Below are 25,966 nucleotides of genomic sequence, written 5' to 3'. Positions count from 1 at the left end.
GTGCCCAGTTTCAGAGCAGCTCTGGCGCGTCGGGACCTTCCATCCAGAGCCGTAGCCGCGCCTGAAGCGACGGCACCGCATCGGTCGCGGCGAGAAAACGCGCGGGTGGCATCAGCGACCATCCCTGCCCCTCGTCGCCGAAGACGATTCGAGCCTCCGCCCCGGCCTGCATCCGCATCACGAAGAACCACACCCGCCCGGGCCTGGTGGCGCTGTCGAATGGACGCCGCCAGAGCAGCGCGGCCTCGCCCATGTCGAGACCCACCTCTTCATGCATCTCGCGTGCCAGTGTCTGCTCGGGCGTTTCGCGACCCTCCCGACCGCCGCCCGGAAAATCCAGCGCCCCGGGATAGGGAATGTCCGGCCGGTCGTCGCGCCGGATCACCATCAGCCGATCGCCGATGAACAGCGCGGCCTTCGCCCCGTCGAAGCTTTCGCCCCGCCAATCAGGGCTGTATGATGCCGTCATGCCGTCCCTCTGCCGCGCCTGTTGTCATGCCTTCGAGGCGGGGACGCGCTGTCCCGCCTGCCGCAGCCCGCGCGTCACCTCCCATCCGGAGCTGTTCACGCTCTCCATCGCCCACATGGATTGCGACGCCTTTTTCGCCAGCGTCGAAAAGCGCGACAACCCCGATCTCGTCGACAAGCCGGTGATCGTCGGCGGCGGCCGCCGCGGCGTCGTCTCGACCGCTTGCTACCTCGCGCGGATTCGCGGCGTGAAATCGGCCATGCCGATGTTCCAAGCACTCAGGCTCTGCCCCGACGCCGTGGTCGTGAAGCCGCGGTTCGAAGCCTATACCGAGGCCAGCCGGGCGATCCGCGCGATGATGGAGGAGATGACCCCGGCGATCGAGCCGCTCTCGCTCGACGAGGCCTTCATGGATCTCACCGGCACCGAGCGGCTGCACGGCGCGCCGCCCGCGGTGATGCTGGCACGGCTGACACGGCGCATGCAGGACGAGTTGGGGCTCACCGGCTCGATCGGCCTGTCGCACAACAAATTCCTTGCCAAGATGGCCAGCGATTTCGACAAGCCGCGCGGTTTCTCGGTGATCGGCAAGGCGGAGACCGTCGACCTCCTGCGTCCCAAACCGATCGGGCTGATCTGGGGCGTCGGGCCGGCGGCGCAGGCCAGCCTCGACGCGGTCGGCATCCGGACTTTCGAGGACGTGCTGCGCTGGGAGTTGTCGGATCTCGTGCGCCGCTTCGGCGGGCTGGGAGAGCGGATCTGGCACCTCGCGCGCGGGGAGGACCGGCGGCGGGTCAACCCGCGCGAGGCGGTGAAGTCGATCTCGAACGAGACCACCTTCGATACGGATACCGGCGATCCGGAAATCCTCGACGGGCATGTCTGGCGCATGGCCGAAAAGGTCGCCTCGCGCGCCAAGGCGCGCGATCTCGTCGGCCGGGTGGTCACGCTCAAGCTCAAGCGGGCCGACCATACCTTGCTGACCCGGCGGGTGTCGCTCAGGGCACCGACGCAGACCGCCGATACGCTCTACCGCACTGCCCGCGGGCTGTTCGACGCGCGCGGTGAGAGCGGCGCCTACCGGCTTCTGGGGGTTGGGCTGTCCGAGCTGTCCGAGGCAGCCACTGCCATGCCCGAGACCGACCTGCTCGACCCGGGCCGGGCCGCCCGCGAACGCGCCGAACGGGCGGCGGACGCGATCCGCGCCCGGTTCGGCGCAGATGCGATCCTGAAGGGCCGCGCCCTGCGCTAGTTCTTGAGCACCATGCAAGCGGCGCCGGCGGCGCGCAGCTTCGCGCAGAGCGCCTCGGCCCCGGCCCGGCTCTCGCGGCCGATCTGGGCGACGTGCCGCCGCGCCGGCTGGCCCGGCAGCCGCGACCGCGTATAGGCCACCTGTTCGCCACCGATCACGCCCCCCGCCTGCCGCTTGATCTGCGCCACACGCTTTTCGACCGCGCCGCGCCCCGGTGCCGAGGCGAGGATCACGCCCCAGGGCAGGATCGGCACCGTCACCCGGAACTGCGCGATGCTGCGCCCCTTGGCCTGCTCCATGCAGGCCGGGCCGAACGGCCCGGGCGCCAGCGCCAGATCGACCGTCGCGGGCGGCGCGTCGCGCCAATTGAGCGCCGCCAGACCGGTGATCGCCTGCACATAGGCCTCGGTCTCGGCGGGCAGCCAGTCATTGCCGGCCAGAAACGCCTCGGCCCGCGCCTCGCCGGCGTTGTAGGCCACGGCGGCGAGGCCGAGCGAGCCGTAGCGCTCAGAAAGCTCGGCCAGATAGGCTGCCGAAGCCGCCAGCGCCTGCGCCGGGTCGAAGGGATCGGCGAGGCCGCGCAGCTTGGCCGTGCCGGGCATGAACTGCGCGATGCCCAGCGCGCCCGCCGGGCTCACCGCACCAGCGTCAAACAGGCTTTCGCGCCAGAGCAGGCGCGCGAAGAAGCCGACATCGAGCGCGTGCTTGCCGGCCAGCGTCTCGATGGCGGCGCAGACATCGGGAATGTAGCTGTCGAGTGCGATGCAGGGACCGTCGGGCACACAGCGGCGGTCGGATGCGGGGACCACCGCCTCCTGCGCCGCCATGGGCGAAGCACCGAGCGCGGCGCAGAAGCACAAGAGAAACATCAAACGGGTCATTTCCGCAGTCTCAGGGGATTCGCCCGTTCGGCAAAATCAACTTTCGTCTCAGCCGGGGGTGAGCGGAAATACCAGCGGGATCACCAGCACCGCCGCGAGGCCGACGATCAGGTTCATCGGCACGCCGATCTTGAGGAAATCGGTGAAGCGGTAATCCCCGGCGCCATAGACCAGCGTGTTGGTCTGGTAGCCCACCGGCGTGGCGAAACTGGCGGAGGCCCCCATCATCACCGCCACGACCAGCGCCCGCGGGTCGACGCCCGTGGCCTCGCCCAGCGCCACGGCGATCGGCGTCACCACCACCGCCACGGCGTTGTTGGTTACCGTCTCGGTCAGGATCGAGGTCAAAGCATAGAGCGCGGCGAGCAGCGCGATCGGCGGCAGTCCTTCGAGCCAGGGCGTCAGCCAGTCGACGATCAAAGTGACGGTGCCGGTTTCTTCCAATCCGATACCGACCACCAGCATAGCAAGGATCAGCACTAGGATGCCCGCGTTGATCGAACCCCAGGCCTCGTCATTGTCGATGCAGCGGAACAGCAGGATTGCTGCCACGGCGCCCAGCGCCAGGAGCGCGATCGGCGCCACTTCGAGCGCGGCGAGGCCGACCACCATCAGCAGCGCCAGCAATGCCAGAGGCGCCCGCCTGCGGCGATAGGCCCGGCCAGAGGGGCGGGTGACGGAGACCAGCTCCTGCCCCTGCGCCAGCCGGTCGAAGCCCTCGGGCGTGCCCTCGAGCAGCAGCTTGTCGGCCGGGCGCAGCCGCGCCGAGCCGAGATCCGGACCCGCCACGTGGCCCTGCCGATGCGCCCCCAGCACCCTGAGCCCATAACGATAGCCGACCGAGAGCTGCGAAACGGTATCGCGCGGGCTGCCATGCGTGGGCGTCACCATCGCCTCGGCCACGACCAGATCCTCCTCGCGGCCGCGGGCACCGGTGCCGCGCCGCAGGCCGACCGACAGGCCCGGCAGCGCGCGCAAGGTCAGGATCTCCGACGTGGTGGCCTGCGCAACCAGCAGGTCGCCCGCCGCCAGCACGTGGCTGTCGAGGTCGCTGCGCCGCAGCCGCTTGCCTTCGCGCAGGGCGGTGATGCGGATGCCGGGCCGGTTCAGATCCGCCGCCTCGGCCAGTGGCCGCCCGAGACCGGCGAACCCTTCGTCAAGCCGGATCTCGGTCAGGAACACCGTCTCGGAGGCCCCTGCCTCGCCCCGTGCCCGGCGGTCCGGCAGGAGCCACGGCCCCAGCACCGCCAACGCGACGCCGCCCACCGCCGCCACCGCAAGGCCGACCGGCGCGATCTCGAAGATGCCGAAGGGCGCGAGCCCGCGCTCGGCGGCGACCCCGGCGACGAGGATGTTGGTCGAGCTGCCGATCAGAGTCAGCGTCCCGCCCAGCACCGCGGCATAGGAGAGCGGGATCAGAAGCCGCGTTTCGGCCATCCCGAGACTGCGGGCCAGCCGGATGATGACCGGGATCAGGATCAGCACCACAGGCGTGTTGTTGACGATCCCCGAAGCCAGCAAGGTGACCCCCAGAAACACGATCAGCGCCAGAAGCGGTCGTGCCTCCGCGCGGGCGATCACGATCGCCGCGAGCGCGTCGAGCAACCCGGTCCGCACCAGCGCGCCGGAAATGACGAACATTGCGGCGATGGTGATCGGCGCCGGGTTCGAGAACACCTCAAGCACCCGATCCGGCGGCGTCAGCCCCAAAAGCACGAACAGGGCCGCAGCACCGGCGGCGGTGACGTCGGGAGGATGGCGTTCGAGCAGAAAGGCCACGAACAGCAGGCCGAGCAACAGGAGCGCCACAAGGGGCTGCAGCTCCGTGGGAATCAGGGGCAAGTGCGGACCTCCGGGCGAGTCGCCGGATCAACCGGCGCCCTGCCTGCCCGGTTCCGCGTCGCTACTCAGCAGCGAGTCGCCCCGCCTCCTCGCGGCCGATCGCGGCGATCTCGGCAATGACGCCGGCGAGCCTCGTGCGGAAGGCCTCGAACCCCTCATGCGGGGCGACCCGCTTCTCGTCCATGTAGAGCGCGCGGTCGATCTCGATCTGCACCGCGTGCTGGCGCCGGGCCGGGCGGCCGTAAGCCTGTGTGACATAAGCCCCGGCGAAAGGCGTGTTGCGCGCGACCCGCAGCCCGGCATCGGTGAAGGCGGCCTCGATCCGCGCCATCACCCGTGGCGCCGCCGCCGCGCCGTAGCGGTCGCCCAGCACCACATGCGGCCGCGCCGCGCCCCGACCGCCGGCCAGCTCGATCGCCTCGTGCGGCATCGAATGACAATCGATCAGGATCGATTCTCCGAATCGTGCCTGCGCCTCGTCGAGAAGCGTCTGCAGCGCCGTGTGGTATGGCGTCCAGCACTGGTCGAGGCGCGACCGCGCCTCCTCGAGCCCGATCTTGCCGGAATAGATCGGCCGCCCGCCGGCGACGACGCGGGGAATCACGCCCAATCCGCTGGCTACGCGCGGGTTGTGCGCGCGCCGCGCCACGTTCTCTATCAATGCGGGGTCGAGCTCGTCGGCGGCGCGGTTGAGGTCGACCCAGGCCCGCGGCAACCGCGCGGCGAGGAGCGGGGCCCCATGCTCCGGCGCGGCTGAAAAAAGCTGATCGACGAAAGCGTCCTCGGAGGAACGGATCTGGCGCGCGTCGAGCGCGCTGCGCTCCAACAGGGCCTGCGGATAGTCACGCCCCGAATGCGGCGAAGCGAAGACGACACAGCTGGTATGCGCGGCCGGTCGGAACAGTTCGAAGGCGGCCATGCGCATCAACTCCGGATTCCCCAAGGGTAAGAATAGCGTGCAAACTTCTCGGGTCGAAACCCCTTGAACCCGTCCGCCGTTCCCCGTATAGCACCGCTCACCGACGACGGACGGGGCGCCACGGGCGCTACGGACGGCACCGGCAGAGGGCGGTTAGCTCAGCGGTAGAGCACTACGTTGACATCGTAGGGGTCACAAGTTCGAACCTTGTACCGCCCACCACGGATTTCGCCGGCCCCCGATTTCGGGGGTCGAATTTTGCAACCACGGCGCAATCGCCGCGCCGCGACAAGGAGAGAGAGCGTCATGAAGGTCGCCAACTCGCTTCGTTCGCTCAAGCAGCGCCATCGCGATTGCCGCGTCGTGCGCCGCAAGGGCCGCGTCTACGTCATCAACAAGACGCAGCGCCGCTTCAAGGCCCGTCAGGGCTGAAGCAGGCCGCCCTGCCCGCAAGGGTGGGACGAGGGAACAAGGGCCGTCTCCGAAAGGAGGCGGCCTTTTCGTTTTGCACCTGAACTTGCACGCCTCAATGCCCCGCGCCCCCGAAAGGGCGCGGGGCGGAACTGCTCAGCGCGGCAGGATGTCGCCCAGCGAATCCGCCAGGAGCCGCACCACCGTCGCCTCGTCAAGAAAGCCCGAGGCCTCCAGCCCATGATCGCGCTGGTAGCGACGAATCGCGCGGCGGGTCGACTGGTCGAACTCGCCGTCGACGGTGCCCGGCTCCAGCCCCTGCGCGTCGAGCCGCTGTTCGACCAGCCGCGCGGTCAGGGCGTTGAGCCCAAGCTCGCGCTCGACCGCCTCTGCGGCGGCCCGGTTCTCGCTCTGCGCCCGCTCCTCGGTCAGCGCTGCGACCCTGGCCTCGGCCTCGGCGCTGAAGCTGCCTTCCGGGAAGGCGCGTTGGTAGTCGCGATAGGCCTCGATCGTGTCCGCGCCGCGGGCCCGGTCCCATGCGGCCCGATCCTCGGCCTGCGCCGCCTGCCGCTTCTCCTCCTCGATTAGCGCCAGCCGGTCGGCGGCGGTCTCGGCGAAGAGCCCGTCGGGATAGCGGTCGAGATAGGCCCGCAGCCCCGGCTCGTCGCCGCGTGCGCCGGTCTCCTCCCAGAACGACCGATCGGCGCGTTCCGCCTGCTGGCGCTGCCGCTCGGCCTCGGCCTCGAGCTCGGCGGCGCGGCGTGCGGCCTGCGCGTCGATCCGGCTGATCTGCTCGGGGGTGAGATAGGAGGTCTGCGGGAAGCCGTTCTGCTGCTGCCAGTTGGTGATCGCCTGGCGGGTGCCCGGACCAAAGATGCCGTCGATGCCGCGGGTGTTGAAATCAAGGAGGCTCAAGCTGCGCTGGATGTCGCGGCGCTGGTCACGGCTCAGCCCGATCGCCTCTTCGGCCAGCCGCGCATCGCGGTTGGGCTCGGCGATGATCTCGGCGATCGCGGTTTCGGCGGCCTCGGCATGTGCGCCGCGCGGATAGCGCGAGAGATAGTCGCGATAGGCATCGATCGTGCCCAGCGCGACGGTGCCGCGCCAGAGCGCCTCCTCGGCGGCCGGGTCGGCGGTCGAGCCCGTCGGCGCCGCCGGGGTCTCGGCCCGCTCCGGCATGAAGACCCGCGCCCGCGGCAAGTAGCCCTGCGCGGTGATGCCGTCGGCAGCCCGGATCGCGGCGCTCAGATCGGCGCGCGGCTCGACCATCGGTCCCGTCATGAAACGCGCCACGGCGCGCGGGCTGCCGGTCAGCACCGTCACGCCCTGCGGAATTTCGAGCGCGCCCAGTCCTTCGCCGACCCAGGGGTCGAAGCTGTTCGAGCTGTCCGGCTCGATCGCGATCAGCAGCAGCGACCGCCCCGGCGCCTCGGCCAGCGCCCGCAGCACGCCCTCGACTGGCAGCGCGGCGGCGCCCGGCGTCAGCAGCCCCGGCGCCTCGGCCTCGGCGGTGAGGAACCAGCTGCGCGCACCGTCGGTGGCAAACCGTCCCGACAGCGCAACCACCAACCGGTTCGCCTCGGGCACCTGCTCGAGCCAATCGCGCGCCGTCTCCGCCGTGCTGTCGGCGCGGCCATTGGGCAGCGAGAACACCTCGAAGCCCAGGCCCCGCAGCGCCTCGCCGGCTTCGAGCATTTCCGTGCCGCGCGACATCCGCCCCAGCGTCTCGTAGCGTTCGGTTCCGAGCAGCAGGGCCGCATCCTGCGCCCATCCGGCGCCGGCCCAGAGTATCAGCGCGGTGCTCGTCAACAATCGGCGCATGGGGTCCTCCGTCCTGTTTCCGGGCCAGACTGACCGCTCTTGGCCCCGTCATCAAATAGCAACTTCGCCAGTATCTGGTGCGCAGATGCGAAAAGGGGAGACGGGTTGCCCCGCCTCCCCTTCCGGAATGCAACCGATCGAGGGAGATCAGTTGAAGTTGTAGACCACCGACACGCCGAAGGTGTTGTCGAACTCGTCGTTCGTGCCAACCGGATCGGAGTGGTACTCGGTGAGCAGGCTGGTGCGCAGCGCCATCTGGTCGCTGACGCGCGAGGTCAGCGCCGCGTCGTTGAGGACATAGGTGTCGCTCTCGGAGGCGATGATGTCCGTCTCGTTCGAGATGGTCAGGTTCTCGCTGATACGGTTGAAATAGTTCGAACCGATCGCCAGAGCGGCTTCCTCGGCAACGTCACCGGTGTTCGTTTCGATGTAGCGATAGGCCGGACCGGCCTGGATCGACCACTGCACGTCGGGGGTGTTGAACACCCGGTATCCGACGCCGACGCTGGCATAGGCATCGGTCTCGAGCTCGTCGTCACTCTCATAGGCGACGGCGGTGTTCGCATAGCCATAGAAGTTGGGCGAGAAGTCGCGGGTATAGTCGTAGGCCGCGAGCAGGCGGTTCTCGTCCTCTTCGCCATCGTTTTCGGCATAGAAGTAGGTCAGGCGGACATTATGGCCGTTGACGCCGTCGAAGAAGCCGAGGCGGCTGCCGACCGAGATGCTGGCGCTGTCGGAGTTGCCGGATGTGGCGTTGCCCGATGCGGCGATCGAACCGCTGAAGCCCAGCTTGCGACCCGCATTACCGAAGGCGGTGTCGGGGCCGGCGAGGCCCTCCTGGATGTCCTCAACGTCGTCGTCGAGATCGTCGAACTGGTCGTCAATCTGATCGACGCGTTCGATGAAGTCGCCTTCACGTTCTTCGAAGGTACGATCTTCGGTCTGACCGATCGATGCAGTGCCGACGAAGCCCAGGATGGTGGTGGCCATCAGCAGTTTGTAGGTGGCGTTCATTTCGAGTGTCCTTTCGGTTCCAGATTCCGGCCGCCGGCCGGGTCCGCTGCGGGTTCCATGCTCGGTGAACGCGGTCTTCGCAATTCCGGTCCGCCCCCGCGACCAAAGCTCGGCGACCGGGACAAATTTGCAACAGCGCCGCGATGCGCCGGTTCTCAAGCCCGGGATATGAACCTTATTGCCGTGCCGTCAATTGAAATTAACGCTGCGGAATGCAGGGTTCACGCCATGCCCTGCAGAGCTGCAAAAATGTCACAGAACGTGAGGCCAGATGCCCTTTCGATGGGCTGCCTCCCATTTTCGCCGAGGCACCGCCTATTGGGCACGACCATTTTGACTGGCGCGAATGGAGATGACGTTCGACCTTTCGGCTTCAGCCTGCTCCCGGCAGTTCCCGATAAACACGGCAACGCCGTGCACAGGCTCTGTTCGCCCACTCCCCTGCCCCGATCCGACAAGACGCCCTATCTCGGATCCGACCGACAGCAAAACGAGGATCATCGCATGGGACGCTTGCAGAACGGCGCGTGGCAGGATGGCTGGTACGACACCAAATCGACCGGCGGAAAGTTCGAGCGCACGACGACGACGTTCCGCAACTGGATCACCCCGGACGGCGCTCTTGGTTCGACGGGGGATGACGGGTTTCCGGCCGAGAGCGGCCGCTATCACCTGTATGTCTCCTATGCCTGCCCCTGGGCGCATCGGACGTTGATCTTCCGCGCGCTCAAGGGCCTCGACAACCATATCGGCGTCAGCGCCGTGCATCCCGACATGCTGTCCGACGGCTGGGAGTTTCGGACCGATTTCGACGGCGCCACCGGCGACCGGCTGTTCGATCTGCCCCATCTGCGCGACATCTACACTCGGGCCGATCCGAACATCTCTGGCCGGGTCACTGTGCCGGTGCTGTGGGACAAGACGCGCGACACCATCGTGTCGAACGAGAGCGCCGAGATCATCCGCATGTTCAACTCGGCCTTCGACGGGATCACCGGCAATCGCGACGATTATTGGCCCGGGGAACTGCGCAACGAAATCGAAGGCGTGAACGCGCGCATCTACGACACCGTCAACAACGGGGTCTACAAGGCGGGCTTCGCGACCACGCAAGAGGCTTATGACGAGGCCGTTTCTGAGCTGTTCGATAGCCTCGACTGGCTCGAGGCGCGACTGGCCGACAACCGCTACCTGATGGGGGATCGGATCACCGAGGCAGATTGGCGACTGTTCACCACGCTGATCCGCTTCGACGCGGTCTATCACGGGCACTTCAAGTGCAACCGTGCCAAGCTGATCGAGTATCCGCATCTCTGGGGCTACACGCGCGAACTCTACCAATGGCCGGGCGTGGCGCAGACGGTCCGCCTCGACCACATCATGCGGCACTACCATTACAGCCACGAGACCATCAATCCGCACCGCATCGTGCCGATCGGGCCCGACCCCGACCTGACGGCCCCGCATGGGCGGGACGAAGTTTCGACGCGCAGCGCGGCCTGACACCGCCCGACCAGCCGCCCCGTCGCGCTTGTGGACGGGGCGGTTTTCGGTTTGAAGCGGGCGCATGAGCACGCAAAACCCCACCACCTGGATCACCATCTGCGACACCTGCAAGCGCGAGGGCTGGGACGAGGCCTCGGGCATGACCGATGGCGAGCGTCTCGCGGCGCTGGTCGAGGCGGCGGCCGGCGGCATGCCGGTGCGCACGCGGCGCATCTCCTGCCTGATGGGCTGCCAGCAGGGCTGCAACGTCGCGGTGCAGGCGGCAGGCAAGCTGAACTACACGCTGGGCCGGTTCGAACCCTCAGCTGAAGCCGCGCGCGGCATCGTCGACTGGGCGGTGCTGCATGGTGAAAGCGCGACAGGGCAGGTGCCCTACCGGAGCTGGCCGCAGGCGGTGAAGGGTCATTTCGTCACCCGCCACCCGCCCCTGCCGGAGGCGGAATGAACGGGCGCGACCATGGTGGCGGGCTGGATGCCGCGATCGCGCGGCATGGCGGCACGCGCGATGGCTGGCTGGACCTGTCGACCGGCATCAACCCGGTCCCCTACCCGGTCGGTGCCTTGCCTTTCGACGCTTGGACGGCGCTGCCGGACCAAGCCGCGCACGACCGGCTGACCGCCGCCGCGAGGCGGTTCTGGCAGGTGCCCGAGACCGCGGCGATCCTCGCCGCGCCGGGCGCCTCCGCGCTGATCGCCCGGCTGCCGCGTCTCGCTCCGACCGGCGCGGTTCGAATCCCGGGCCCGACCTATAACGAGCACGAGGCCGCCTTCGCCGCCGCCGGGTGGAAGATCACCACGCGACAGGCCAAGGCGCAGGTCGCGGTGCATCCCAACAATCCCGACGGGCGTCTCTGGCAGGCCTCGGAGATCACCGCGCCCTTCGCAGTCATCGATGAGAGCTTCTGCGACATCCGCCCCGACGCCTCGCTGGTGGCGCTGGCCGGGCGGCCCGGCACCGTCGTGCTGAAGAGCTTCGGCAAGTTTTGGGGCCTCGCCGGCCTCCGGCTCGGCTTTGCAATTGCCGAGCCGGCGCTGATCGAGGCGCTGGCGGAAAGCCTCGGCCCCTGGCCGGTCTCGGGCCCGGCGCTGACCATCGGTGCCCGGGCGCTCGAGGATCGCAGCTGGGCCAAGGCGACCCGCGTACGGCTGGCCTCCGACGCGGCGCGGCTCGACGCGCTGATGACGGCGCGGGGCGCGCGGGCCTCCGGCGGCACGGATCTGTTCCGTCTCTACGAGGCCGACGACGCGAAGGCGTGGCAGGAACGGCTGGCGCAGGGCCATGTCTGGAGCCGGATCTTTCCGTGGTCCGACACGCATCTGCGGCTCGGCCTGCCCGCGCCAGATCGCTGGGGGCAGATCGAGGCGGCGCTTTGAGCCTCTGGCTCGCCATCGCCCTGGTGCTCGACGCGCTGTTCGGCGAGCCCGAGGAGATCTGGCGCCGCCTGCCGCACCCGGCGGTGCTGATGGGCTGGGCGGTGGGCTGGTTCGACAAGATCCTCAATACCGGCGGCCCGGCGCGCGGCCGGGGCGTGCTGGCCTGCGCGGCGCTGGTCTTCACGGCCTTTTCGCTGGGCGAAGCGCTGGCCGCGATGCCGGGCCCCTTCGTCGAGGTGCTGGTCGCGGCGGTCCTGCTCGCCCAGCGCAGCCTCGTCGATCACGTCCGCGCCGTGGCACGGGGACTGCGCCATTCCCTCGCCGAGGGTCGGCGCGCGGTGTCGATGATCGTCGGGCGCGACACCGCCGCGATGAACGAACCCGCGGTGGCCCGCGCCGCGATCGAGAGCGCCGCCGAGAACCTGTCGGACGGCGTCACCGCGCCCGCCTTCTGGTTCCTGCTGGGCGGTCTGCCGGGACTGCTGGTCTACAAGATCGTCAACACCGCCGATTCGATGATCGGCTACCGCACGCTGCGCCACGAGGGCTTCGGCTGGGCCAGCGCCAGGCTCGACGACCTGATGAACTGGATCCCCGCGCGCCTGACCGGGCTGCTGATCTGGCTCGTCGCGGGCCGTCCCGGCCCATGGCGCGAGATCGCCGCCGAAGCGCGGCTGCACCGCTCGCCCAATGCCGGCTGGCCCGAGGCGGCGATGGCGCGCGCGCTCGATGTTGCGCTGTCTGGGCCACGCGCCTATCACGGCGAAATGCGCGACTACCCATGGGTTCACCCGCAGGGCTTCCGCGAGATCGGCCCGGCCGCCATCGAGGCCGCCTGCGCCATGCTGTGGAAGGCCTGGGCGGCGGGTCTTTGCGTGGTGCTGGTGCTGGCGTGGACGTGAGTTGCCCCTGGCAGGTGTCGCTGGCAGGCTCCGCCGCGACCCGCAACAGACAGGACAATCGCCCATGCGCCCCAAGGCCCGTCTCCTCGCTCCACTGATCCTCGCCGCCCTGCCCGCCTATGCGCAGGCCCAGGAAACGACCGGCCCCAAGCCCCCATGCGGCGGCGATTTCGGCGCCTGGGTCAACGGGGTGAAGTCCGAGGCCGCCGCGCTCGGCCACGCCCCGCAGACGGTGAACGCCTTCTTCTCGAGCGTGCGCCCCGACGATGCCGTGCTGCGCGCCGACCGGGCGCAGGGCGTCTTCCAGCGCGACTTCATCGATTTCTCGCGCCGGCTGATCTCCGAGAACCGGATCGCGAACGGCCGCGCCAATGCCGACAAATACGACGCCGTCTTCGACCGGATCGAGGCGGATTACGGCGTGCCGCGCGGCGTGCTGCTGGCCTTCTGGGCCTTCGAGACCGATTACGGCGCGGTGCAGGGCGACTTCAACACCGCCAATGCGCTGGCGACGCTGGCGCATGACTGCCGCCGCCCCGAGCTGTTCCGCCCGCAGCTTCTCGCCGCGATCGAACTTTATGCCCAAGGCGGCATGGACCCCGCCGCGACCACCGGTGCCTGGGCGGGGGAGATCGGGCAGGTGCAGATGCTGCCCGCCGACATTCTCGAGAACGGCATGGACGGCGATGGCGACGGCCGCGTCGATCTCAAGGGCTCGCCCTCGGACGCGCTGCTGTCGGGTGGCAAGATGCTGTCATCCCTGGGCTGGCGGCCGAACGAGCCGTGGCTGCAGGAAATCGCCCTGCCGCAGGGGATCGACCTGACGCTCACCGGGCTCGACCACAAGATGACCGTAGCCGAATGGAAGGCGCTCGGCGTCACCCCCCGTTCGGGCGATCTCGGCGCCGACAGCCTGCCCGCCTCGGTGCTGCTGCCGATGGGACGTGGCGGTCCGGCCTTCCTCGCCTATCCAAATTTCGACGTCTATTTCGAGTGGAACCAGAGCCTCGTCTACGTCACCACCGCCGCCTATTTCGCGACCCGGCTGGAGGGCGCACCGGTCTATGATGCGGGCAATCCCGCGCCGGGCCTCTCGGGCGAGGAGATGGTGCGCCTGCAGGAGCGTCTTCAGGCACGCGGCCACGACGTCGGCGGCGCCGATGGCATCCTCGGCGAGAAGACCCGCGAGGCGGTGCAGGCCGAACAGATCCGCCTCGGCTTGCCTGCGGACGCCTGGCCGACGCGGGCCCTGCTCGACGCGTTGTGATCTGCTGAGATCCCCGCAGCGCCCTCTCGGGATGGAACCCCGAGGGGGTATAGGCGCGTTGGCCGGTCAACCGCATGACGGAGGACCGGCCCATGAAGACCGCCCAACTCTATCGCATGTCGATGCCCAAGCATCAGTGCCCCTTCGGCCAGAAATCTCTCTGGCTGCTCAAGAAGAACGGCTATGCGGTCGAGGATCACGAACTCACCACGCGTGAGGCGACCGAAGCCTTCAAGCGCGAGCACGAGGTGAAGACCACGCCGCAGACCTTCATCGACGGCAAGCGGATCGGCGGCTACGACGACCTCAGGGCGCATTTCGACATGGCACCAGCCAAGCCCGAGGGCACGACCTATCGCCCGGTGATCGCGATCTTCGGCATGGCCTTCGCCATCGCCGTGGCGATCACCTGGGTCGCGCTCGGCACCTTCTTCACCGGCCAGACCATCGGCTGGTTCATCTCGGTGGCGATGTGCCTGCTGGCGCTGCAGAAGCTGCAGGATGTCGAGGGGTTCTCGAACGGCTTTCTCAACTACGACCTGCTGGCGCAGAAATGGGTACCCTATGCCTATATCTACCCTTGGGCCGAAGGGATCGCGGGGGTGCTGATGACGGCGCTGCTGCTGACCTGGTTCTCGGCGCCGCTGGCGCTCTTCATCGGTACGGTGGGCGCGGTGTCGGTGATCAAGGCGGTCTATATCGACAAGCGCGAGTTGAAATGCGCCTGCGTCGGCGCCGACAGCAACGTGCCGCTGGGCTTCATCTCGCTGACCGAGAACGTGATGATGGCCGGGATGGGGCTCTGGATGCTGGTGATGCTGCTGGCCTGAGGCTTTACAATCCGTCAGGCGATGCACATTATGATGTCATACGGTAGTGATCGGTCGATGATATCTCATCCCTGATCTGGACCCCGCAGAGTTGCCGCTCTGCGGGGTTTCTCTTTGCCGGGGTTACTTCCCGACCCAGAGACGGACGACGCTCACCAGCAGTGTTGCCACTGCGACGACCACCATCCACTTACGGTAGCGGGCTTCGGTCAATACATATCACCTCCCCTCGCCGCGATGTGTCGCGGCAGGGGGAAGTCTTGCCAAATGCGGGTTATTTTCTCAAGCGTTCTCTTTGCGTTCCGGGATCACGAGATGCTTCGCTCCGGAAAGATTGCGCCTCAGGCGACCATCTGCTCGGCCTTGCGCAGATCGACCGAAACCAGCTGGCTCACCCCCTGCTCGCCCATGGTGACGCCGTAGAGACGGTCCATCCGGGCCATCGTCACCGCGTGGTGGGTGATAATCAGGAACCGCGTGTCGGTGCGGCGGGTCATCTCGTCCAGAAGGTCGCAGAACCGGGTCACGTTGGCATCGTCGAGCGGCGCGTCGACCTCGTCGAGCACGCAGATCGGCGCCGGGTTGGCGAGGAACACCGCGAAGATGAGCGCCAGCGCGGTCAGCGTCTGTTCGCCGCCCGACAGCAGCGAAAGCACACTGAGCTTCTTGCCCGGCGGCTGGCACAGGATCTCGAGCCCGGCCTCGAGCGGGTCGTCGCTCTCGACCAAGGTGAGCCGCGCTTCGCCGCCCCCGAAAAGATGGGTGAACAGCGTGCCGAAATTCTCGTTCACCTGGTCGAAGGCGGCGAGAAGGCGCTCGCGCCCTTCGCGGTTGAGGCTGCCGATGCCCTGGCGCAGCGTGCGGATCGCCTCTTCGAGATCGGCCTTTTCGCTGACCAGCCCGTCATGCTCGGCGCGGATCGCCTCGGCATCCTCTTCGGCGCGCAGGTTGACCGAGCCCAGCGCGTCTCGCTGGCGGCGCAGCTGCGCGACCTTGGCCTCGACCTCCTCTGCGGGCGGCGGGGCGAGCGCGCCGATCTCCAGCGTCTCGAACAGCGCCTCGGGGGTGGTTTCCAACGTCTCGGTAATCCGCTCGGCAGCTTGGGTCACCGCCTGCCGCGCGGCCTCGGCCCGCGCCTCGGAGGCGGCGCGGCGCTCGCGCGCTTCCGACGCGGCACGCTCGGCCGCCCGCTCGGCGGCCTGTGCATCGGCCAGTGCGCCCTCGGCCGCGCGCAGCGCCTCGGTGGCGGCGTCGCGGCGCGCCTCGGCCTGTGCGATGTCGGCGTCGAGCTTGCGGCGCTCGGCGAAGATCGCCTCCGGCCGGGCACTGGCGCGCTCCAATTCGGCCTCGGTCTCGGACCGCCGCGCGGTCAGCTCGGCCATCCGGCCGCGCGCCGTCTCGGCCCGCTGGCGCCAGCCGTCGAGCTCGCGCGCCACTGCCTCGGCGCGGCGCGTCCGCGCCTCGCCGGTCCGACGGATCTCGTCCGCCTCGGAACGGCGGGTGATCATGGTGATCCGCGCAGCCTCGACGAGCTGGCGCCCCTGCTCGACCCGCGCCCGCGCGGCATCGAGATCGTCGAGATCGCGCAACCCGGCCTCGGCCTCGACCAGCGCCTCGCGCCCTGCCCGACCCTCGGCCTCGTGGCGCGCCATCGCCTCGGCGGCGGCGACGCGGCGAGACTCGGCGCGGCCTTTCTCCCCCTCTGCGCGGCTGAGCGCGCGCGCGGCTTCCGACAGCGCGGTCTCGGCCGCGCGGCGCGCGGCGCGGGCGGCGGCATCGGTCTCGCGGGCCTGTTCGAGCGCGGCCGCGGCGTCGGCATGGGCGTCGACCAGCTCCTCGAGCCGGGCCTCGACCACCTCCAACTCGCCGCGCAGTGCCGCCAGCCGGTTCATCTGCTCCAGCCTCAGCGCCGCCGCCGAGGGGGCGTCCTCGGCCCCGGCGCGATAGCCGTCCCAGCGCCACAGGTCGCCTTCGCGGCTGACCAGCCGCTGACCGGGTTTCAGGCGGCCCTGCAGCGCCGCGCCCTCGTCGCGCCTCACCACGCCGACCTGCGCGAGCCTGCGGCCCAGAAGTCCCGGGGCGTGCACGGCGTGCGCCAGCGGCGCGGTGCCCTCGGGCAGCGGCTGATCGGCGTCGTAGCCAGGCAGCTCGGCCCAACCGGTCGCGCCGCGTGCATCCACCACCGGTGCCTTCAGCTCGTCGCCCAGCGCCGCGCCCAGCGCCTTCTCGAAGCCCGGCTCGACCTTGAGCATGTCCAGAAGCTGCGTGCCCTCGCTGCCGCTGCGCTCGACCAGCCGGGCGAGACCGGCAACCTCGGCGCGCAGCGCCTTGGCCTCGCCTTCGACGCCAGAACGCGCAGCACGCGTCTCCGCCTCGGCCGATTGTGCCTCGGCGCGGGCGGTCTCGGCTTGCGCAAGGTCGCGCTCGGCGGCCTCGGCAGCCTCTCTCGCGGCCCGCTCCGCCTCGGCGGCCCGGCCCAGCGCCGCACCGGCCTGCGTCGCCGCCGCGCCGGCCTGATCGAGCTGCGTCTTGGCCTCGCCGGCGGCCTCGGCACTCTTGGCGATGCGCGCGCGGGCCTCGGCCACCATGCGCTGCGCCGACTGGTGCCGGGCCGCCAGCCGGGCGGTGTCCTCGGTGCGCTGGCCCTGGGCGCGCTCAGCCTCGGACAGGATCTCTCCCGCCTCGAGCGCGGCCTCCTCGGCCTGGGCGAGCCGCGCCTCGTGGCCCTGGCCGGCCTGCGCCAGCTCGGCGGCCTCGGCCTCCAACGCGCCCATCGTCTCGCCGGCGTCACGATCGAGCACGCCCTCGCGCTCCATGTCGCGGTCGATCTGTTCGATCCGCGCGCCGAGCGCGCGAATCGCGCCGCGCGCACGCTTTTCCTGGTCGAGCAGCCGGTCGCGTTCGGCCTCCTGGCGGTTCAGCACGGCGTTGGCCACCGTCGCCTCCTCGCGCAGCGGCGGCAGCGCCGTCTCGGCCTCGGCGCGTACCGCGACCGACTTGCCCGCCTGGGCGTCGGCGCGGGCGGCGGCCTGTGCGAGCTCGCGCAGTTCCTCCTCGGCGGCGCGGCGCATCGTCTCGGAGGCGTTCCAGCGCAGCCAGAGCAGCAGCCCCTCGGCCGCGCGCAGCGCCGTGCCGATCTCGCGGTAGCGTGCCGCCGTGCGGGCCTGCCGCGCCAGGGTCGCGAGCTGCGCCGCCTGACTTTCGACGACGTCGTCGACGCGGGCGAGGTTCGCCTCGGCGCCGCGCAGCTTCAGCTCGGCCTCGTGACGGCGCTGGTAGAGACCGGAAATGCCCGCCGCCTCTTCGAGGATGCGGCGCCTGGCCGTCGGCTTGGCGTTGATCAGTTCGGCGATCTGCCCCTGGCGGACCAGCGCCGGCGACTGCGAACCGGTCGAAGCGTCGGCGAAGAGCATCTGCACGTCGCGGGCGCGCACTTCCTTGCCGTTGAGCCGGTAGGCCGACCCGATGTCGCGGGTGATCCGGCGCACGATCTCGAGCGTGTCGGCATCGTTGAAGGCGGCGGGCGCCAACCGCTCGGCATTGTCGATCGAGAGCGTGACCTCGGCGTGGTTGCGCGCAGGCCGGGTGGCGGCACCGGCAAAGATCACATCCTCCATGCCGCCGCCGCGCATCGCGGTGGGGCGGTTCTCGCCCATCACCCAGCGCAGCGCCTCCAGCAGGTTCGACTTGCCGCAGCCATTCGGACCGACCACGCCGGTGAGCCCGTCATCGATCACCAGATCGGTCGGGTCGACGAAGCTCTTGAAGCCGTTCAGCCGCAGCCGGGAGAATCGCATGACGCCGCCCTCATTCGCGCTCGTGGTCGCGGCGCTATGCGGGAAAGGCGGCCGCGAAGTCAACGCGCGCGGCCCTTGGCGCGCAGGGTTCCGCCGCGTTTGCACCGGCAGAGGCCCTCACCTTGACGCTTGACGCGACGGGGTGCGGGCGCGCAAAACGGGGGAGCAAGGTTCCCCGATGCGGCGCGAAGCGCCCGAGGGGAGGAAATCGGGAATGCGGAAGGGGCCGATCCAGTCAGGAGGCCCCCTGCCGCAGCCGCCCCCGCGACTGTGAGCGGTGAGCGTCCCTCCGTAGCCACTGGGCAAAGCCCGGGAAGGTGGAGGGATGCCGCGACCCGCGAGCCAGGAGACCGGCCTGCATGACGAAACCCATGACCCCGTCGGGTGGACGGGACAGGAGATTTGATATGACGACCAAGACCATCGCTTCCTCGGGCGCGCTTTCCGACATCGCCACCATCGCCTTTGCCGCCGTGCTCGGCCTTGGGCTGATCTTCGCCGCGGGCTTCAGCCACGCCGGCGGCATGCATGACGTGGCCCATGATTCGCGCCACGCCACCGGCTTCCCCTGCCACTGATCGCATCGACATGTTGAAACAGATCGGGGCCAGCGCGTTGTTCGCTGGCCTGGCCGCAGGCGTGCTCGCCGCACTTCTGCAGCTATGGTTCGTCGTGCCCCTCCTGCTGGAAGCCGAACTCTACGAATCCGGCGCGCGGGCGCATTTCACCGATGGCTATGTCGGCTCCGACGCAGGCGCGCCGCCGCTGGGCGACGCGCTCGGGCGGCACATGGGCACGCTCGCCATCAACATCGTGGGCTGGATCGGCTTTGGCTTCGTGCTGGCGGCGGGCTTCGCGCTCGCGGCCCGGCGCGGTGTCGCGGTCGATGCACGGCGCGGCCTCTTATGGGGGCTAGGCGGTTTCACGGCCGTGGCGCTCGCACCGAGCTTCGGGCTGCCGCCCGAGCTTCCCGGCACCGTCGCCGCCGAGATCACCGAGCGCCAGACCTGGTGGGCCTTCACCGTGGTCGCGACGGCGCTGGGGCTCGCCCTGATGGCCTTTGGCCGCGGCCCTGCCTGGCTCGCGGGCGGGATCGCGATGATCGCCGCGCCGCATCTGATCGGCGCACCGCATCTCGACCGCTATTTCGGTGCCGCCGCGCCGGAACTGGCAGCGCTGTTCTCGACCCGCGCCCTTGGCGTCTCGGCGGCCGCATGGGCATTTCTCGGGCTGGCGGCCGGCTGGATCTGGTCGCGCGAGGCTCAGCGGGCCTAGCCCGGGATACGCCCGATCAGGCAATGCCTGAGCTGCCCCAGCGGCCGCGCATCAGCGATGTCGCCGGAGACGGTCTCGGCATAGAGATCGGCAAGCTTTCGGATCTCGGCCGCCTGCGTGGCCGGATCCACCCCCGCGAAGAGATAGGCCGCCTTGCCATGGCCCCGGATCGACAGGGCGACGGGCGAATGGCAGACATTCAGGCAATCGACGAGCCGCAGCTCGACCCCCTCGCGCAGCCCGGCGCGCACCGCATCGGCCAGAGCCCCTCCGCCGGGCGCCATGCCCGGCGTGGCGCAGGTCGCGCAGATCGTGATGCGGTCCATGTCCACCCCCGGCGTCGTCACGCCGATCAGTAACGGAAGAACCCAATGCCCGCCAAGATCCCCGCTACCGTCGTCACCGGCTTTCTCGGCGCCGGAAAGACCACGCTGATCCGTCATCTGCTCGAGAACGCCAAGGGCAAGCGCATCGCGCTCGTGATCAACGAGTTCGGCGATCTCGGCGTCGATGGCGGCATCCTCAAGGGATGCGGCATCGAGAATTGCCGCGACGAGGACGTGGTCGAGCTGTCGAATGGCTGCATCTGCTGCACCGTGGCCGACGACTTCATCCCGACCATGGAGAAGCTGCTCGACCGCGACGAGCCGGTCGACCACATCGTGATCGAGACCTCCGGCCTCGCGCTGCCGCAGCCGCTCATTCGCGCCTTCAACTGGCCCGGCATCTCGACCCGCGTCACCGTCGACGGCGTCGTTACCGTGGTCGACGGCAAGGCGGTAGCCGAGGGCCGGTTCGCCCATGACGTCGCCGCGGTCGACGCCCAGCGCGCCGCCGATGACGGGCTCGACCACGAGACGCCGCTCTCGGAGCTGTTCGAGGACCAGATCGCCGCCGCCGACATGATCGTGGTCAACAAGACCGACCTGCTGGAGCCTGCCGAGGCCGAGGCGCTGGCCGCTAGGCTGAAGGCGGAGGCCCGCGAGGGCGTGCAGGTGGTGCGTGCCACGATGGGCGCGCTTCCCGTCGAAGTGCTGCTGGGCCAGGGCGCGGCCGCCGAGGCCGACATGGAGGCGCGCCACGAGGTGCATCATCACCACGATCACGACGACGAGGATGACGACCATCACGATGCGGCGCATCACCATGGCCATGACGAGTTCGAAAGCTTCGTCGTCACCCGGCCGGAGGTAAGCGATCCGAAGGCTTTTACCGCGCAGGTCGCCGAGGTGATCCGCGCGCACGACATCCTGCGCCTCAAGGGCTTCGTCGCGGTGGCGGGCAAACCGATGCGCCTGACGCTGCAGGCGGTGGGCCCGCGCGTTGACACGCATTTCGACCGGCCCTTCGGCAGTGACCCGCGCGAGACGCGGCTCGTGGTGATCGGCGAGGCGGGGCTGGACCGCGCGGCGATCGAGGCCGCGCTGGCGGCATGAGCATCGAGGTGAAGCAGGCGCGCGCGACCGATCCCGGGCCGCGCGCGCTGATCGAGGCGAGCCAGGCGCTGATGCGCTCTCTCTACCCGCCGGAGGAAAACCACTTCCTAGCCATAGAGGCCCTTGAGGCCGCCGATATCCGCTTCTTCGCGGCCTATGACGGCGACACGCCGCTGGGCTGCGGCGCGCTTCACGTGAAACCGGAATACGGCGAGCTGAAATCGGTCTTCGTGGCCGAGGCAGCGCGCGGACGCGGGATCGGCGCGGCTCTGCTCGACCACTTGGAACGGGCCGCGCGCGAAGAGGCGCTGCTGCTGATCCGGCTCGAGACGGGCGACAGGCTGGCCGCCGCCCATCGTCTCTATGCAAGGCACGGCTTCGCCGTACGGGGCCCGTTCGGCGATTATGTCGAGAACGGGTCGAGTGTCTTCATGGAGAAGCGGCTGTGACCTCAGCCCTTGGGGTCGGGCGCTTTTCCGGCCGCCTTCTTCGCGGCGTCCTTCATGCGCTTGAGCAGCTCGGCCTTGTCGTCACGCTTGTCATAGGGGGTCTTCGCGGTGCCGCGCTCGTTGTGCTCGCGGTGCTTGGGCGCGTTGCGGCCCTGACGCGGCCCGCCCGACTTGCTGTAATCCATCATCCGCTCCTGTAACTGGGGGGTGCCGTTCCCTGCCCCAACGCGCGGGGCTTCGCAAGCGTTCACGAAAGGGCCGCCATGCATCTTCTCGCCGCCACGCCGGGCACCGTCTCCGACGGCACCGAGGCCGTCGATCTCGGCCAGACGCCCGGCGATCTCGTCGTCATCTCCGCCGCCGACACCGAACTCGCCGCGCTGAGCGCGGCGCGGGCGCAGATGACGGACGCGCCCGAGCTGCGGCTGGCGAGCCTGATGCACCTGCAGCACCCGATGTCGGTCGACCTGCATCTCGACGACTGCGCCACCGGATCTCGCCTCGTCGTGGCCCGGGTTCTGGGCGGCTCCAACTACTGGAAATACGGCCTCGTACAATACGCAGCGCGGCTCGCCGAGGCGGGCGTGCCCTTCGTCGCCCTGCCCGGCGACGACAAGCCCGACCCCGAGCTGCGCGAATTGTCGACCGTGAAACCCGAGGATTACGACGCGCTCTGGGCCTATCTCGTGGAGGGCGGTCCCGAGAACGCGCGCGCCTTCCTCGGCTATGCGAAACACATGCTCGACGGCACCGAACCGCCGCAGGCCGCTCGCCCGCTGCTGCGCGCCGGGCTCTACTGGCCCGGCTTGGGCATCGCCGATCTGGAAGGTCTACGGGAGGCATGGACAGGCGGCGCCCCGGTGGTGCCGGTCGTCTTCTACCGCGCTTTGCTGCAGGGCGGTCAGCTCGCACCGATCGACCGGCTGGTGCGCGCGCTGCTGCGGCAGGGCCTGAACCCGCTGCCGCTCTTCGTGGCCTCGCTCAAGGACCCGGTCTCGCGCGACACGCTGGCCGGGCTGATGGAGGCGGCCCCGCCCTCGGTGATCCTGAACGCCACCAGCTTTGCGACCGGTGGCGCCACGGCGTCGGAGGACGGCGCGCCGAACCCGTTGGCGGCGCCTGAGGCCAATGGCGCCCCGGTGTTCCAGATCGTTCTGGCCTCAAGCAGCGAGGAGAGCTGGGAAGAGGGGCTGGCCGGCCTGTCCGCCCGCGACATCGCCATGAACGTGGCCCTGCCCGAGGTCGACGGCCGCATTCTGAGCCGCGCCATCGGCTTCAAGGGCGAGGCCTTCTTCGACGAGGTCACGCAATGCCGCGTCGCCACCTGGCAACCGCGCGCCGACCGGATCAGCTTCGTGGCCGAATTGGCCGCGCGCTGGGCGCGGCTGCGCGAGACGCCCGCCACTGCGCGCAAGGTGGCGCTGGTTCTCGCCAACTACCCCAACAAGGACGGGCGGCTGGCCAATGGCGTCGGCCTCGACACCCCTGCCGCGACGGTCCACGCGCTCAAGCTGATGCAAGGCGCGGGCTATGCGGTCGCGGATCTGCCCGAGGACGCGCAGGCGCTGATGGACCGGCTGATGGCGGGCCCGACCAACTGGCTCACCGACCGCGCCGCGCGCGAAGGCGGCGAGGTGCTGCCGCTGGAGGAATACGAGCGGTATTTCGGCGACCTCCCCTGGGCCGCCAAGAGCCAGATCCTCGACCGCTGGGGCCCGCCGGGCGACGACCCCTTCCTGACTGCCGAGGGCTTTGCCCTCTCGCTGCACCGCTTCGGCAATGCCGTGGTCGGCCTGCAGCCGGCGCGCGGCTACAACATCGACCCGACCGAGACCTACCACTCGCCCGACCTCGTGCCGCCGCATCACTACCTCGCCTTCCATTTCTGGCTGCGGCATCGCTGGGGCGCGGACGCGGTGGTCCATATGGGCAAGCATGGCAACCTCGAATGGCTGCCGGGCAAGGCGGTGGCGCTGTCCGAGACCTGCTGGCCCGAGATCGCGCTGGGCGCCACGCCGCATCTCTATCCCTTCATCGTCAACGATCCCGGCGAGGGCACGCAGGCCAAGCGGCGCGCGCAGGCGGTGGTGATCGATCATCTGACGCCACCGCTGACCCGCGCCGAGAGCTATGGCCCGCTGCGCGATCTCGAGGCGCTGGTGGATGAATATTACGAGGCGGCGGGCGTCGATCCGCGCCGCATCACCCATCTGCGGCGCGAGATCCTGAGCCTTGCCGAAGCCACCGGCCTTGCCTCAGATGCTGGCTTCTCGGGCCAGGCCGACACCGACCTCGCCAAGCTCGATGCCTTCCTGTGCGAGCTGAAGGAGGCGCAGATCCGCGACGGGCTGCATGTCTTCGGCCAATCCCCCGAGGGGCGTCAGGAGCGCGATCTGGCCATCGCGCTGGCGCGTGTCCCGCGCGGCACGCATCCGGGCGGTGCCTCGCTGCTGCGCGCGCTGGCCAGCGACCTGTCGCTGGACTTCGACCCGCTCGATTGCGACATGGCCGCGAACTGGACCGGCCCGCGCCCCGAGACGCTCTCCGGCGAGGGCAGCTGGCGCAGCTACGGCGACACGGTGGAGCGGCTGGAGGAGCTGTGCCAGCGGCTGCTCGACGGCAGGTCCCCAGCCCCCGGCCCCGCCTCGGCTGCCGTTCTGGACGAGATCGAGACCAAGCTCCGCCCAGCCATCGCCGCCTGCGGCCCGGCCGAAGGCACGGGCCTGCTCACCGGTCTCGATGGCCGCGCCGTGGCGCCCGGCCCGTCGGGCGCGCCGACGCGCGGGCTACCCGACGTGCTGCCGACCGGGCGCAACTTCTACTCCGTGGATGCGCGCGCCGTGCCGACGCCCACCGCCTGGGCACTGGGCTGGAAATCGGCGAACCTGCTGATCGAAAAGCACCTGCAGGATCACGGCGACTGGCCACGCGCGATGCTGGTCACCGCATGGGGCACCGCCAACATGCGCACCGGCGGCGACGACATCGCGCAGGCGCTCGCACTGATGGGCGTGAAGCCCACATGGGACAGCGCCAACCGCCGCGTCACCGGCTTCGAGGTGCTGCCCGAGGGCGTGCTCGGCCGTCCCCGCGTCGACGTGACCCTGCGCATCTCGGGCTTCTTCCGTGACGCCTTTCCGCAGCTCGTGGCGCTGGTCGACAGCGCGGCCCGTGCCGTGCAGGCGCTCGACGAGCCCGAGGAGACCAACCCCGCCGCGGCCCGCATTCGCGCGGGCGAAAGCGCCGCGCGGGTCTATGGCTCCAAGCCCGGCGCTTATGGCGCGGGGCTGCAGGCACTGATCGACGAGCGGATCTGGAACGACCGCGCCGATCTCGGCGCCGCCTATCTAGATTGGGGCGGCTACGCCTATGGCGCGGGTCAGGAGGGCGAAGCCGACCGCGCGGGCTTTGCCGCAAGGCTGGGTCAGGTCGAGGCGATCGTCCAGAACCAGGACAACCGCGAGCACGACATCCTCGATTCGGACGACTACTACCAGTTCGAGGGCGGCGCCGCTGCGGCGGTGGCATCGCTTCAGGGCCGCGAACGCCCGATCTATCACAACGACCATTCCCGCCCCGAGCGACCGGTGATCCGCAGCCTCGACGAGGAGATCGCCCGCGTCGTCCGCTCTCGCGTGGTGAACCCCAAATGGATCGATGGCGTGAAGCGGCACGGCTACAAGGGCGCCTTCGAGATTGCGGCGACCGTCGACTACCTCTTTGCCTTCGCGGCCACCACGCGGGCGGTGAAGAACCACCATTTCGACCTCGTCGAAGAGGCGGTACTGGCCGACGAGGACACGCGCGACTTCATTGCCGAGCACAACCCGCCTGCGTTGAGGGAGATCGCCGAACGGCTGCAGGAGGCGATCGATCGCGGGCTGTGGCAGCCGCGCTCGAACTCTGCCCGCGCCCGGATTGAGGCGCTGCGATGAGCGCTGCGCTGGAAGCGCGGCTGGTCGGGATCGTCCGGGCCGCACCGGAACTGATGGCCGCCTTCCGCGCCGCGCGCGACCTCGACCTACCGGACTGGTGGATCGTCTCGGGCGCGCTCTACGGCGCGGTGTGGAACACGCTGACTGGACGGCCCACGCTGCACGGGGTCAAGGACATCGACCTGTTCTATTTCGACCCTGATACAAGCTGGGAAGCGGAGGACGGCGTGATCCGCCGCGGCGTGCCGTTCTTCGCCCCCACCCCGCCGGTCGAGATCCGCAACCAGGCCCGCGTGCCGCTGTGGTATCGCGACCATTTCGGCCATGCCTGTCCCGACTATGCCAACAGCCGCGAGGGGATCGACCATTTTGCGTCGCGCACCCATTGCCTTGGCATGCGGCTGCGCGCCGATGACGGCTTCGACATCTATGCGCCCCATGGCCTCGAGGACATCTTCGCGATGCGACTGGTGCCGAACCCGATCCTGCCCAATCGCGCCACCCATGAGGCGAAGGCAGCGCGGCAGAAGGCCTGCTGGCCGGAACTGACGGTCGAGCCGTGGCCCGAAGGCCCGCACGCTTGACG

The 25,966-nt window shown here is 69.6% G+C and carries 23 protein-coding genes, 1 tRNA gene and 1 riboswitch; of the genes, 15 read left to right on the top strand and 9 right to left on the bottom strand.

All coding sequences use genetic code 11. From position 1 onward, the window contains the following. Positions 1 to 10: 10 nt before the first annotated feature. Entirely contained in the window at positions 11 to 469 is a 459-nt protein-coding gene (locus tag FHS00_RS05640) for an NUDIX hydrolase (RefSeq protein WP_183470647.1), read from the bottom strand. On the opposite strand from FHS00_RS05640, the gene FHS00_RS05635 reads away from it, so the two are divergent. Next, positions 468 to 1,721, top strand: coding sequence for a DNA polymerase IV (locus FHS00_RS05635; RefSeq protein ID WP_183470645.1), 1,254 nt, complete (start codon positions 468 to 470; stop codon positions 1,719 to 1,721). The genes FHS00_RS05640 and FHS00_RS05635 overlap by 2 nt on opposite strands. Here FHS00_RS05635 and FHS00_RS05630 read toward each other — a convergent pair. The 3 genes from FHS00_RS05630 to FHS00_RS05620 all read right to left on the bottom strand — a co-directional run bounded on the left by FHS00_RS05630 (position 1,718) and on the right by FHS00_RS05620 (position 5,369). Further along, the gene (locus tag FHS00_RS05630; protein WP_183470644.1) at positions 1,718 to 2,602 is read right to left on the bottom strand and encodes a lytic transglycosylase domain-containing protein; all 885 of its coding nucleotides are present in this window, start codon (positions 2,600 to 2,602) and stop codon (positions 1,718 to 1,720) included. The genes FHS00_RS05635 and FHS00_RS05630 overlap by 4 nt on opposite strands. 48 nt (positions 2,603 to 2,650) lie before the next feature. Next, positions 2,651 to 4,444, bottom strand: coding sequence for an SLC13 family permease (locus FHS00_RS05625; protein ID WP_183470642.1), 1,794 nt, complete (start codon positions 4,442 to 4,444; stop codon positions 2,651 to 2,653). 61 nt (positions 4,445 to 4,505) lie between these two features. Then, positions 4,506 to 5,369 carry an N-formylglutamate amidohydrolase gene (locus FHS00_RS05620; RefSeq protein WP_183470739.1) on the bottom strand — a complete coding sequence of 288 codons (864 nt, stop codon included), beginning with the start codon at positions 5,367 to 5,369 and terminating at the stop codon, positions 4,506 to 4,508. Positions 5,370 to 5,510: 141 nt separating this feature from the next. Between FHS00_RS05620 and FHS00_RS05615 the strand changes: the two genes are divergently transcribed. Beyond that, positions 5,511 to 5,585, top strand: a tRNA-Val gene (locus FHS00_RS05615). A gap of 84 nt (positions 5,586 to 5,669) precedes the next feature. Beyond that, positions 5,670 to 5,795 (top strand): type B 50S ribosomal protein L36, encoded by a 126-nt coding sequence (gene ykgO / locus FHS00_RS05610; RefSeq protein WP_008884645.1) that lies wholly within the window; start codon positions 5,670 to 5,672, stop codon positions 5,793 to 5,795. Positions 5,796 to 5,930: 135 nt separating this feature from the next. On the opposite strand, the gene FHS00_RS05605 is transcribed toward ykgO, so the two are convergent. Beyond that, on the bottom strand, positions 5,931 to 7,595 hold the full coding sequence (locus FHS00_RS05605) for a peptidoglycan-binding domain-containing protein (RefSeq protein WP_183470640.1): 1,665 nt from the start codon (positions 7,593 to 7,595) through the stop codon (positions 5,931 to 5,933). 147 nt (positions 7,596 to 7,742) lie between these two features. Further along, positions 7,743 to 8,609, bottom strand: a complete 867-nt coding sequence (locus FHS00_RS05600; RefSeq protein WP_183470638.1) for a DUF481 domain-containing protein — start codon at positions 8,607 to 8,609, stop codon at positions 7,743 to 7,745. A gap of 504 nt (positions 8,610 to 9,113) precedes the next feature. On the opposite strand from FHS00_RS05600, the gene FHS00_RS05595 reads away from it, so the two are divergent. From FHS00_RS05595 to FHS00_RS05570, 6 genes are all read left to right on the top strand, one after another. Then, complete coding sequence (locus tag FHS00_RS05595) at positions 9,114 to 10,112, top strand: glutathione S-transferase family protein (protein ID WP_183470636.1); 999 nt, start codon at positions 9,114 to 9,116, stop codon at positions 10,110 to 10,112. Between the two features lie 64 nt (positions 10,113 to 10,176). Then, the gene (locus FHS00_RS05590; protein ID WP_183470634.1) at positions 10,177 to 10,560 is read left to right on the top strand and encodes a DUF1636 family protein; all 384 of its coding nucleotides are present in this window, start codon (positions 10,177 to 10,179) and stop codon (positions 10,558 to 10,560) included. Beyond that, complete coding sequence (locus FHS00_RS05585; RefSeq protein ID WP_183470632.1) at positions 10,557 to 11,489, top strand: threonine-phosphate decarboxylase; 933 nt, start codon at positions 10,557 to 10,559, stop codon at positions 11,487 to 11,489. Before FHS00_RS05590 ends, FHS00_RS05585 begins: the two co-directional genes overlap by 4 nt. Next, on the top strand, positions 11,486 to 12,391 hold the full coding sequence (gene cbiB / locus FHS00_RS05580) for an adenosylcobinamide-phosphate synthase CbiB (protein ID WP_183470630.1): 906 nt from the start codon (positions 11,486 to 11,488) through the stop codon (positions 12,389 to 12,391). Before FHS00_RS05585 ends, cbiB begins: the two co-directional genes overlap by 4 nt. Positions 12,392 to 12,455: 64 nt before the next feature. Further along, positions 12,456 to 13,658 (top strand): lytic murein transglycosylase, encoded by a 1,203-nt coding sequence (locus FHS00_RS05575; protein ID WP_183470628.1) that lies wholly within the window; start codon positions 12,456 to 12,458, stop codon positions 13,656 to 13,658. A gap of 92 nt (positions 13,659 to 13,750) precedes the next feature. After that, positions 13,751 to 14,488 carry a MauE/DoxX family redox-associated membrane protein gene (locus tag FHS00_RS05570; protein WP_183470626.1) on the top strand — a complete coding sequence of 246 codons (738 nt, stop codon included), beginning with the start codon at positions 13,751 to 13,753 and terminating at the stop codon, positions 14,486 to 14,488. Between the two features lie 341 nt (positions 14,489 to 14,829). Here FHS00_RS05570 and FHS00_RS05565 read toward each other — a convergent pair whose 3' ends face one another. Next, positions 14,830 to 18,285, bottom strand: a complete 3,456-nt coding sequence (locus tag FHS00_RS05565; protein WP_183470624.1) for a chromosome segregation SMC family protein — start codon at positions 18,283 to 18,285, stop codon at positions 14,830 to 14,832. 151 nt (positions 18,286 to 18,436) lie between these two features. Further along, positions 18,437 to 18,658: riboswitch (cobalamin riboswitch) on the top strand. A gap of 34 nt (positions 18,659 to 18,692) precedes the next feature. Between FHS00_RS05565 and FHS00_RS05560 the strand changes: the two genes are divergently transcribed. Both FHS00_RS05560 and FHS00_RS05555 read left to right on the top strand, forming a co-directional pair. Further along, positions 18,693 to 18,863 carry a CbtB domain-containing protein gene (locus FHS00_RS05560; protein WP_183470622.1) on the top strand — a complete coding sequence of 57 codons (171 nt, stop codon included), beginning with the start codon at positions 18,693 to 18,695 and terminating at the stop codon, positions 18,861 to 18,863. A gap of 10 nt (positions 18,864 to 18,873) precedes the next feature. Then, complete coding sequence (locus FHS00_RS05555; protein ID WP_183470620.1) at positions 18,874 to 19,560, top strand: CbtA family protein; 687 nt, start codon at positions 18,874 to 18,876, stop codon at positions 19,558 to 19,560. Here FHS00_RS05555 and FHS00_RS05550 read toward each other — a convergent pair. Further along, positions 19,557 to 19,886: a DUF1636 family protein gene (locus tag FHS00_RS05550; RefSeq protein WP_183470618.1), complete on the bottom strand. Its 330-nt coding sequence runs from the start codon at positions 19,884 to 19,886 to the stop codon at positions 19,557 to 19,559. The genes FHS00_RS05555 and FHS00_RS05550 overlap by 4 nt on opposite strands. A gap of 45 nt (positions 19,887 to 19,931) precedes the next feature. Here FHS00_RS05550 and cobW point away from each other — a divergent pair, with 45 nt between their 5' ends. Together cobW and FHS00_RS05540 are read left to right on the top strand one after the other, a co-directional pair. After that, a complete protein-coding gene (cobW, locus tag FHS00_RS05545; RefSeq protein ID WP_183470616.1) occupies positions 19,932 to 20,996 on the top strand; it encodes a cobalamin biosynthesis protein CobW in 1,065 nt (354 codons plus the stop codon). Further along, entirely contained in the window at positions 20,993 to 21,445 is a 453-nt protein-coding gene (locus FHS00_RS05540) for a GNAT family N-acetyltransferase (protein ID WP_183470614.1), read from the top strand. Before cobW ends, FHS00_RS05540 begins: the two co-directional genes overlap by 4 nt. 2 nt (positions 21,446 to 21,447) lie before the next feature. On the opposite strand, the gene FHS00_RS05535 is transcribed toward FHS00_RS05540, so the two are convergent. Then, positions 21,448 to 21,630 (bottom strand): hypothetical protein, encoded by a 183-nt coding sequence (locus FHS00_RS05535; RefSeq protein WP_183470612.1) that lies wholly within the window; start codon positions 21,628 to 21,630, stop codon positions 21,448 to 21,450. Positions 21,631 to 21,708: 78 nt separating this feature from the next. Here FHS00_RS05535 and cobN point away from each other — a divergent pair, with 78 nt between their 5' ends. Both cobN and FHS00_RS05525 read left to right on the top strand, forming a co-directional pair. After that, positions 21,709 to 25,380: a cobaltochelatase subunit CobN gene (gene cobN, locus FHS00_RS05530; RefSeq protein WP_183470610.1), complete on the top strand. Its 3,672-nt coding sequence runs from the start codon at positions 21,709 to 21,711 to the stop codon at positions 25,378 to 25,380. Continuing rightward, the gene (locus tag FHS00_RS05525; RefSeq protein ID WP_183470608.1) at positions 25,377 to 25,964 is read left to right on the top strand and encodes a nucleotidyltransferase family protein; all 588 of its coding nucleotides are present in this window, start codon (positions 25,377 to 25,379) and stop codon (positions 25,962 to 25,964) included. Before cobN ends, FHS00_RS05525 begins: the two co-directional genes overlap by 4 nt. Positions 25,965 to 25,966 lie beyond the last annotated feature (2 nt).

The sequence above is a fragment of the Limimaricola variabilis genome, from assembly GCF_014195545.1.
GTDB lineage: Bacteria > Pseudomonadota > Alphaproteobacteria > Rhodobacterales > Rhodobacteraceae > Limimaricola > Limimaricola variabilis.
The sequence above is the reverse complement of the archived record's forward strand: the minus strand, read 5'-3'. Positions and strand labels throughout refer to the sequence as shown.

Bases quoted from the DNA above. Each gene is read 5' to 3' on its own strand.
- FHS00_RS05635 (WP_183470645.1), top strand. From the start codon at position 468: ATGCCGTCCCTCTGCCGCGCCTGTTGTCATGCCTTCGAGGCGGGGACG.
- FHS00_RS05640 (WP_183470647.1), bottom strand. From the start codon at position 469: ATGACGGCATCATACAGCCCTGATTGGCGGGGCGAAAGCTTCGACGGG.
- FHS00_RS05630 (WP_183470644.1), bottom strand. From the start codon at position 2,602: ATGACCCGTTTGATGTTTCTCTTGTGCTTCTGCGCCGCGCTCGGTGCT.
- FHS00_RS05620 (WP_183470739.1), bottom strand. From the start codon at position 5,369: ATGCGCATGGCCGCCTTCGAACTGTTCCGACCGGCCGCGCATACCAGC.
- ykgO (WP_008884645.1), top strand. From the start codon at position 5,670: ATGAAGGTCGCCAACTCGCTTCGTTCGCTCAAGCAGCGCCATCGCGAT.
- FHS00_RS05605 (WP_183470640.1), bottom strand. From the start codon at position 7,595: ATGCGCCGATTGTTGACGAGCACCGCGCTGATACTCTGGGCCGGCGCC.
- FHS00_RS05600 (WP_183470638.1), bottom strand. From the start codon at position 8,609: ATGAACGCCACCTACAAACTGCTGATGGCCACCACCATCCTGGGCTTC.
- FHS00_RS05595 (WP_183470636.1), top strand. From the start codon at position 9,114: ATGGGACGCTTGCAGAACGGCGCGTGGCAGGATGGCTGGTACGACACC.
- FHS00_RS05590 (WP_183470634.1), top strand. From the start codon at position 10,177: ATGAGCACGCAAAACCCCACCACCTGGATCACCATCTGCGACACCTGC.
- FHS00_RS05585 (WP_183470632.1), top strand. From the start codon at position 10,557: ATGAACGGGCGCGACCATGGTGGCGGGCTGGATGCCGCGATCGCGCGG.
- FHS00_RS05575 (WP_183470628.1), top strand. From the start codon at position 12,456: ATGCGCCCCAAGGCCCGTCTCCTCGCTCCACTGATCCTCGCCGCCCTG.
- FHS00_RS05570 (WP_183470626.1), top strand. From the start codon at position 13,751: ATGAAGACCGCCCAACTCTATCGCATGTCGATGCCCAAGCATCAGTGC.
- FHS00_RS05565 (WP_183470624.1), bottom strand. From the start codon at position 18,285: ATGCGATTCTCCCGGCTGCGGCTGAACGGCTTCAAGAGCTTCGTCGAC.
- FHS00_RS05560 (WP_183470622.1), top strand. From the start codon at position 18,693: ATGACGACCAAGACCATCGCTTCCTCGGGCGCGCTTTCCGACATCGCC.
- FHS00_RS05555 (WP_183470620.1), top strand. From the start codon at position 18,874: ATGTTGAAACAGATCGGGGCCAGCGCGTTGTTCGCTGGCCTGGCCGCA.
- FHS00_RS05550 (WP_183470618.1), bottom strand. From the start codon at position 19,886: ATGGACCGCATCACGATCTGCGCGACCTGCGCCACGCCGGGCATGGCG.
- cobW (WP_183470616.1), top strand. From the start codon at position 19,932: ATGCCCGCCAAGATCCCCGCTACCGTCGTCACCGGCTTTCTCGGCGCC.
- FHS00_RS05540 (WP_183470614.1), top strand. From the start codon at position 20,993: ATGAGCATCGAGGTGAAGCAGGCGCGCGCGACCGATCCCGGGCCGCGC.
- FHS00_RS05535 (WP_183470612.1), bottom strand. From the start codon at position 21,630: ATGGATTACAGCAAGTCGGGCGGGCCGCGTCAGGGCCGCAACGCGCCC.
- cobN (WP_183470610.1), top strand. From the start codon at position 21,709: ATGCATCTTCTCGCCGCCACGCCGGGCACCGTCTCCGACGGCACCGAG.
- FHS00_RS05525 (WP_183470608.1), top strand. From the start codon at position 25,377: ATGAGCGCTGCGCTGGAAGCGCGGCTGGTCGGGATCGTCCGGGCCGCA.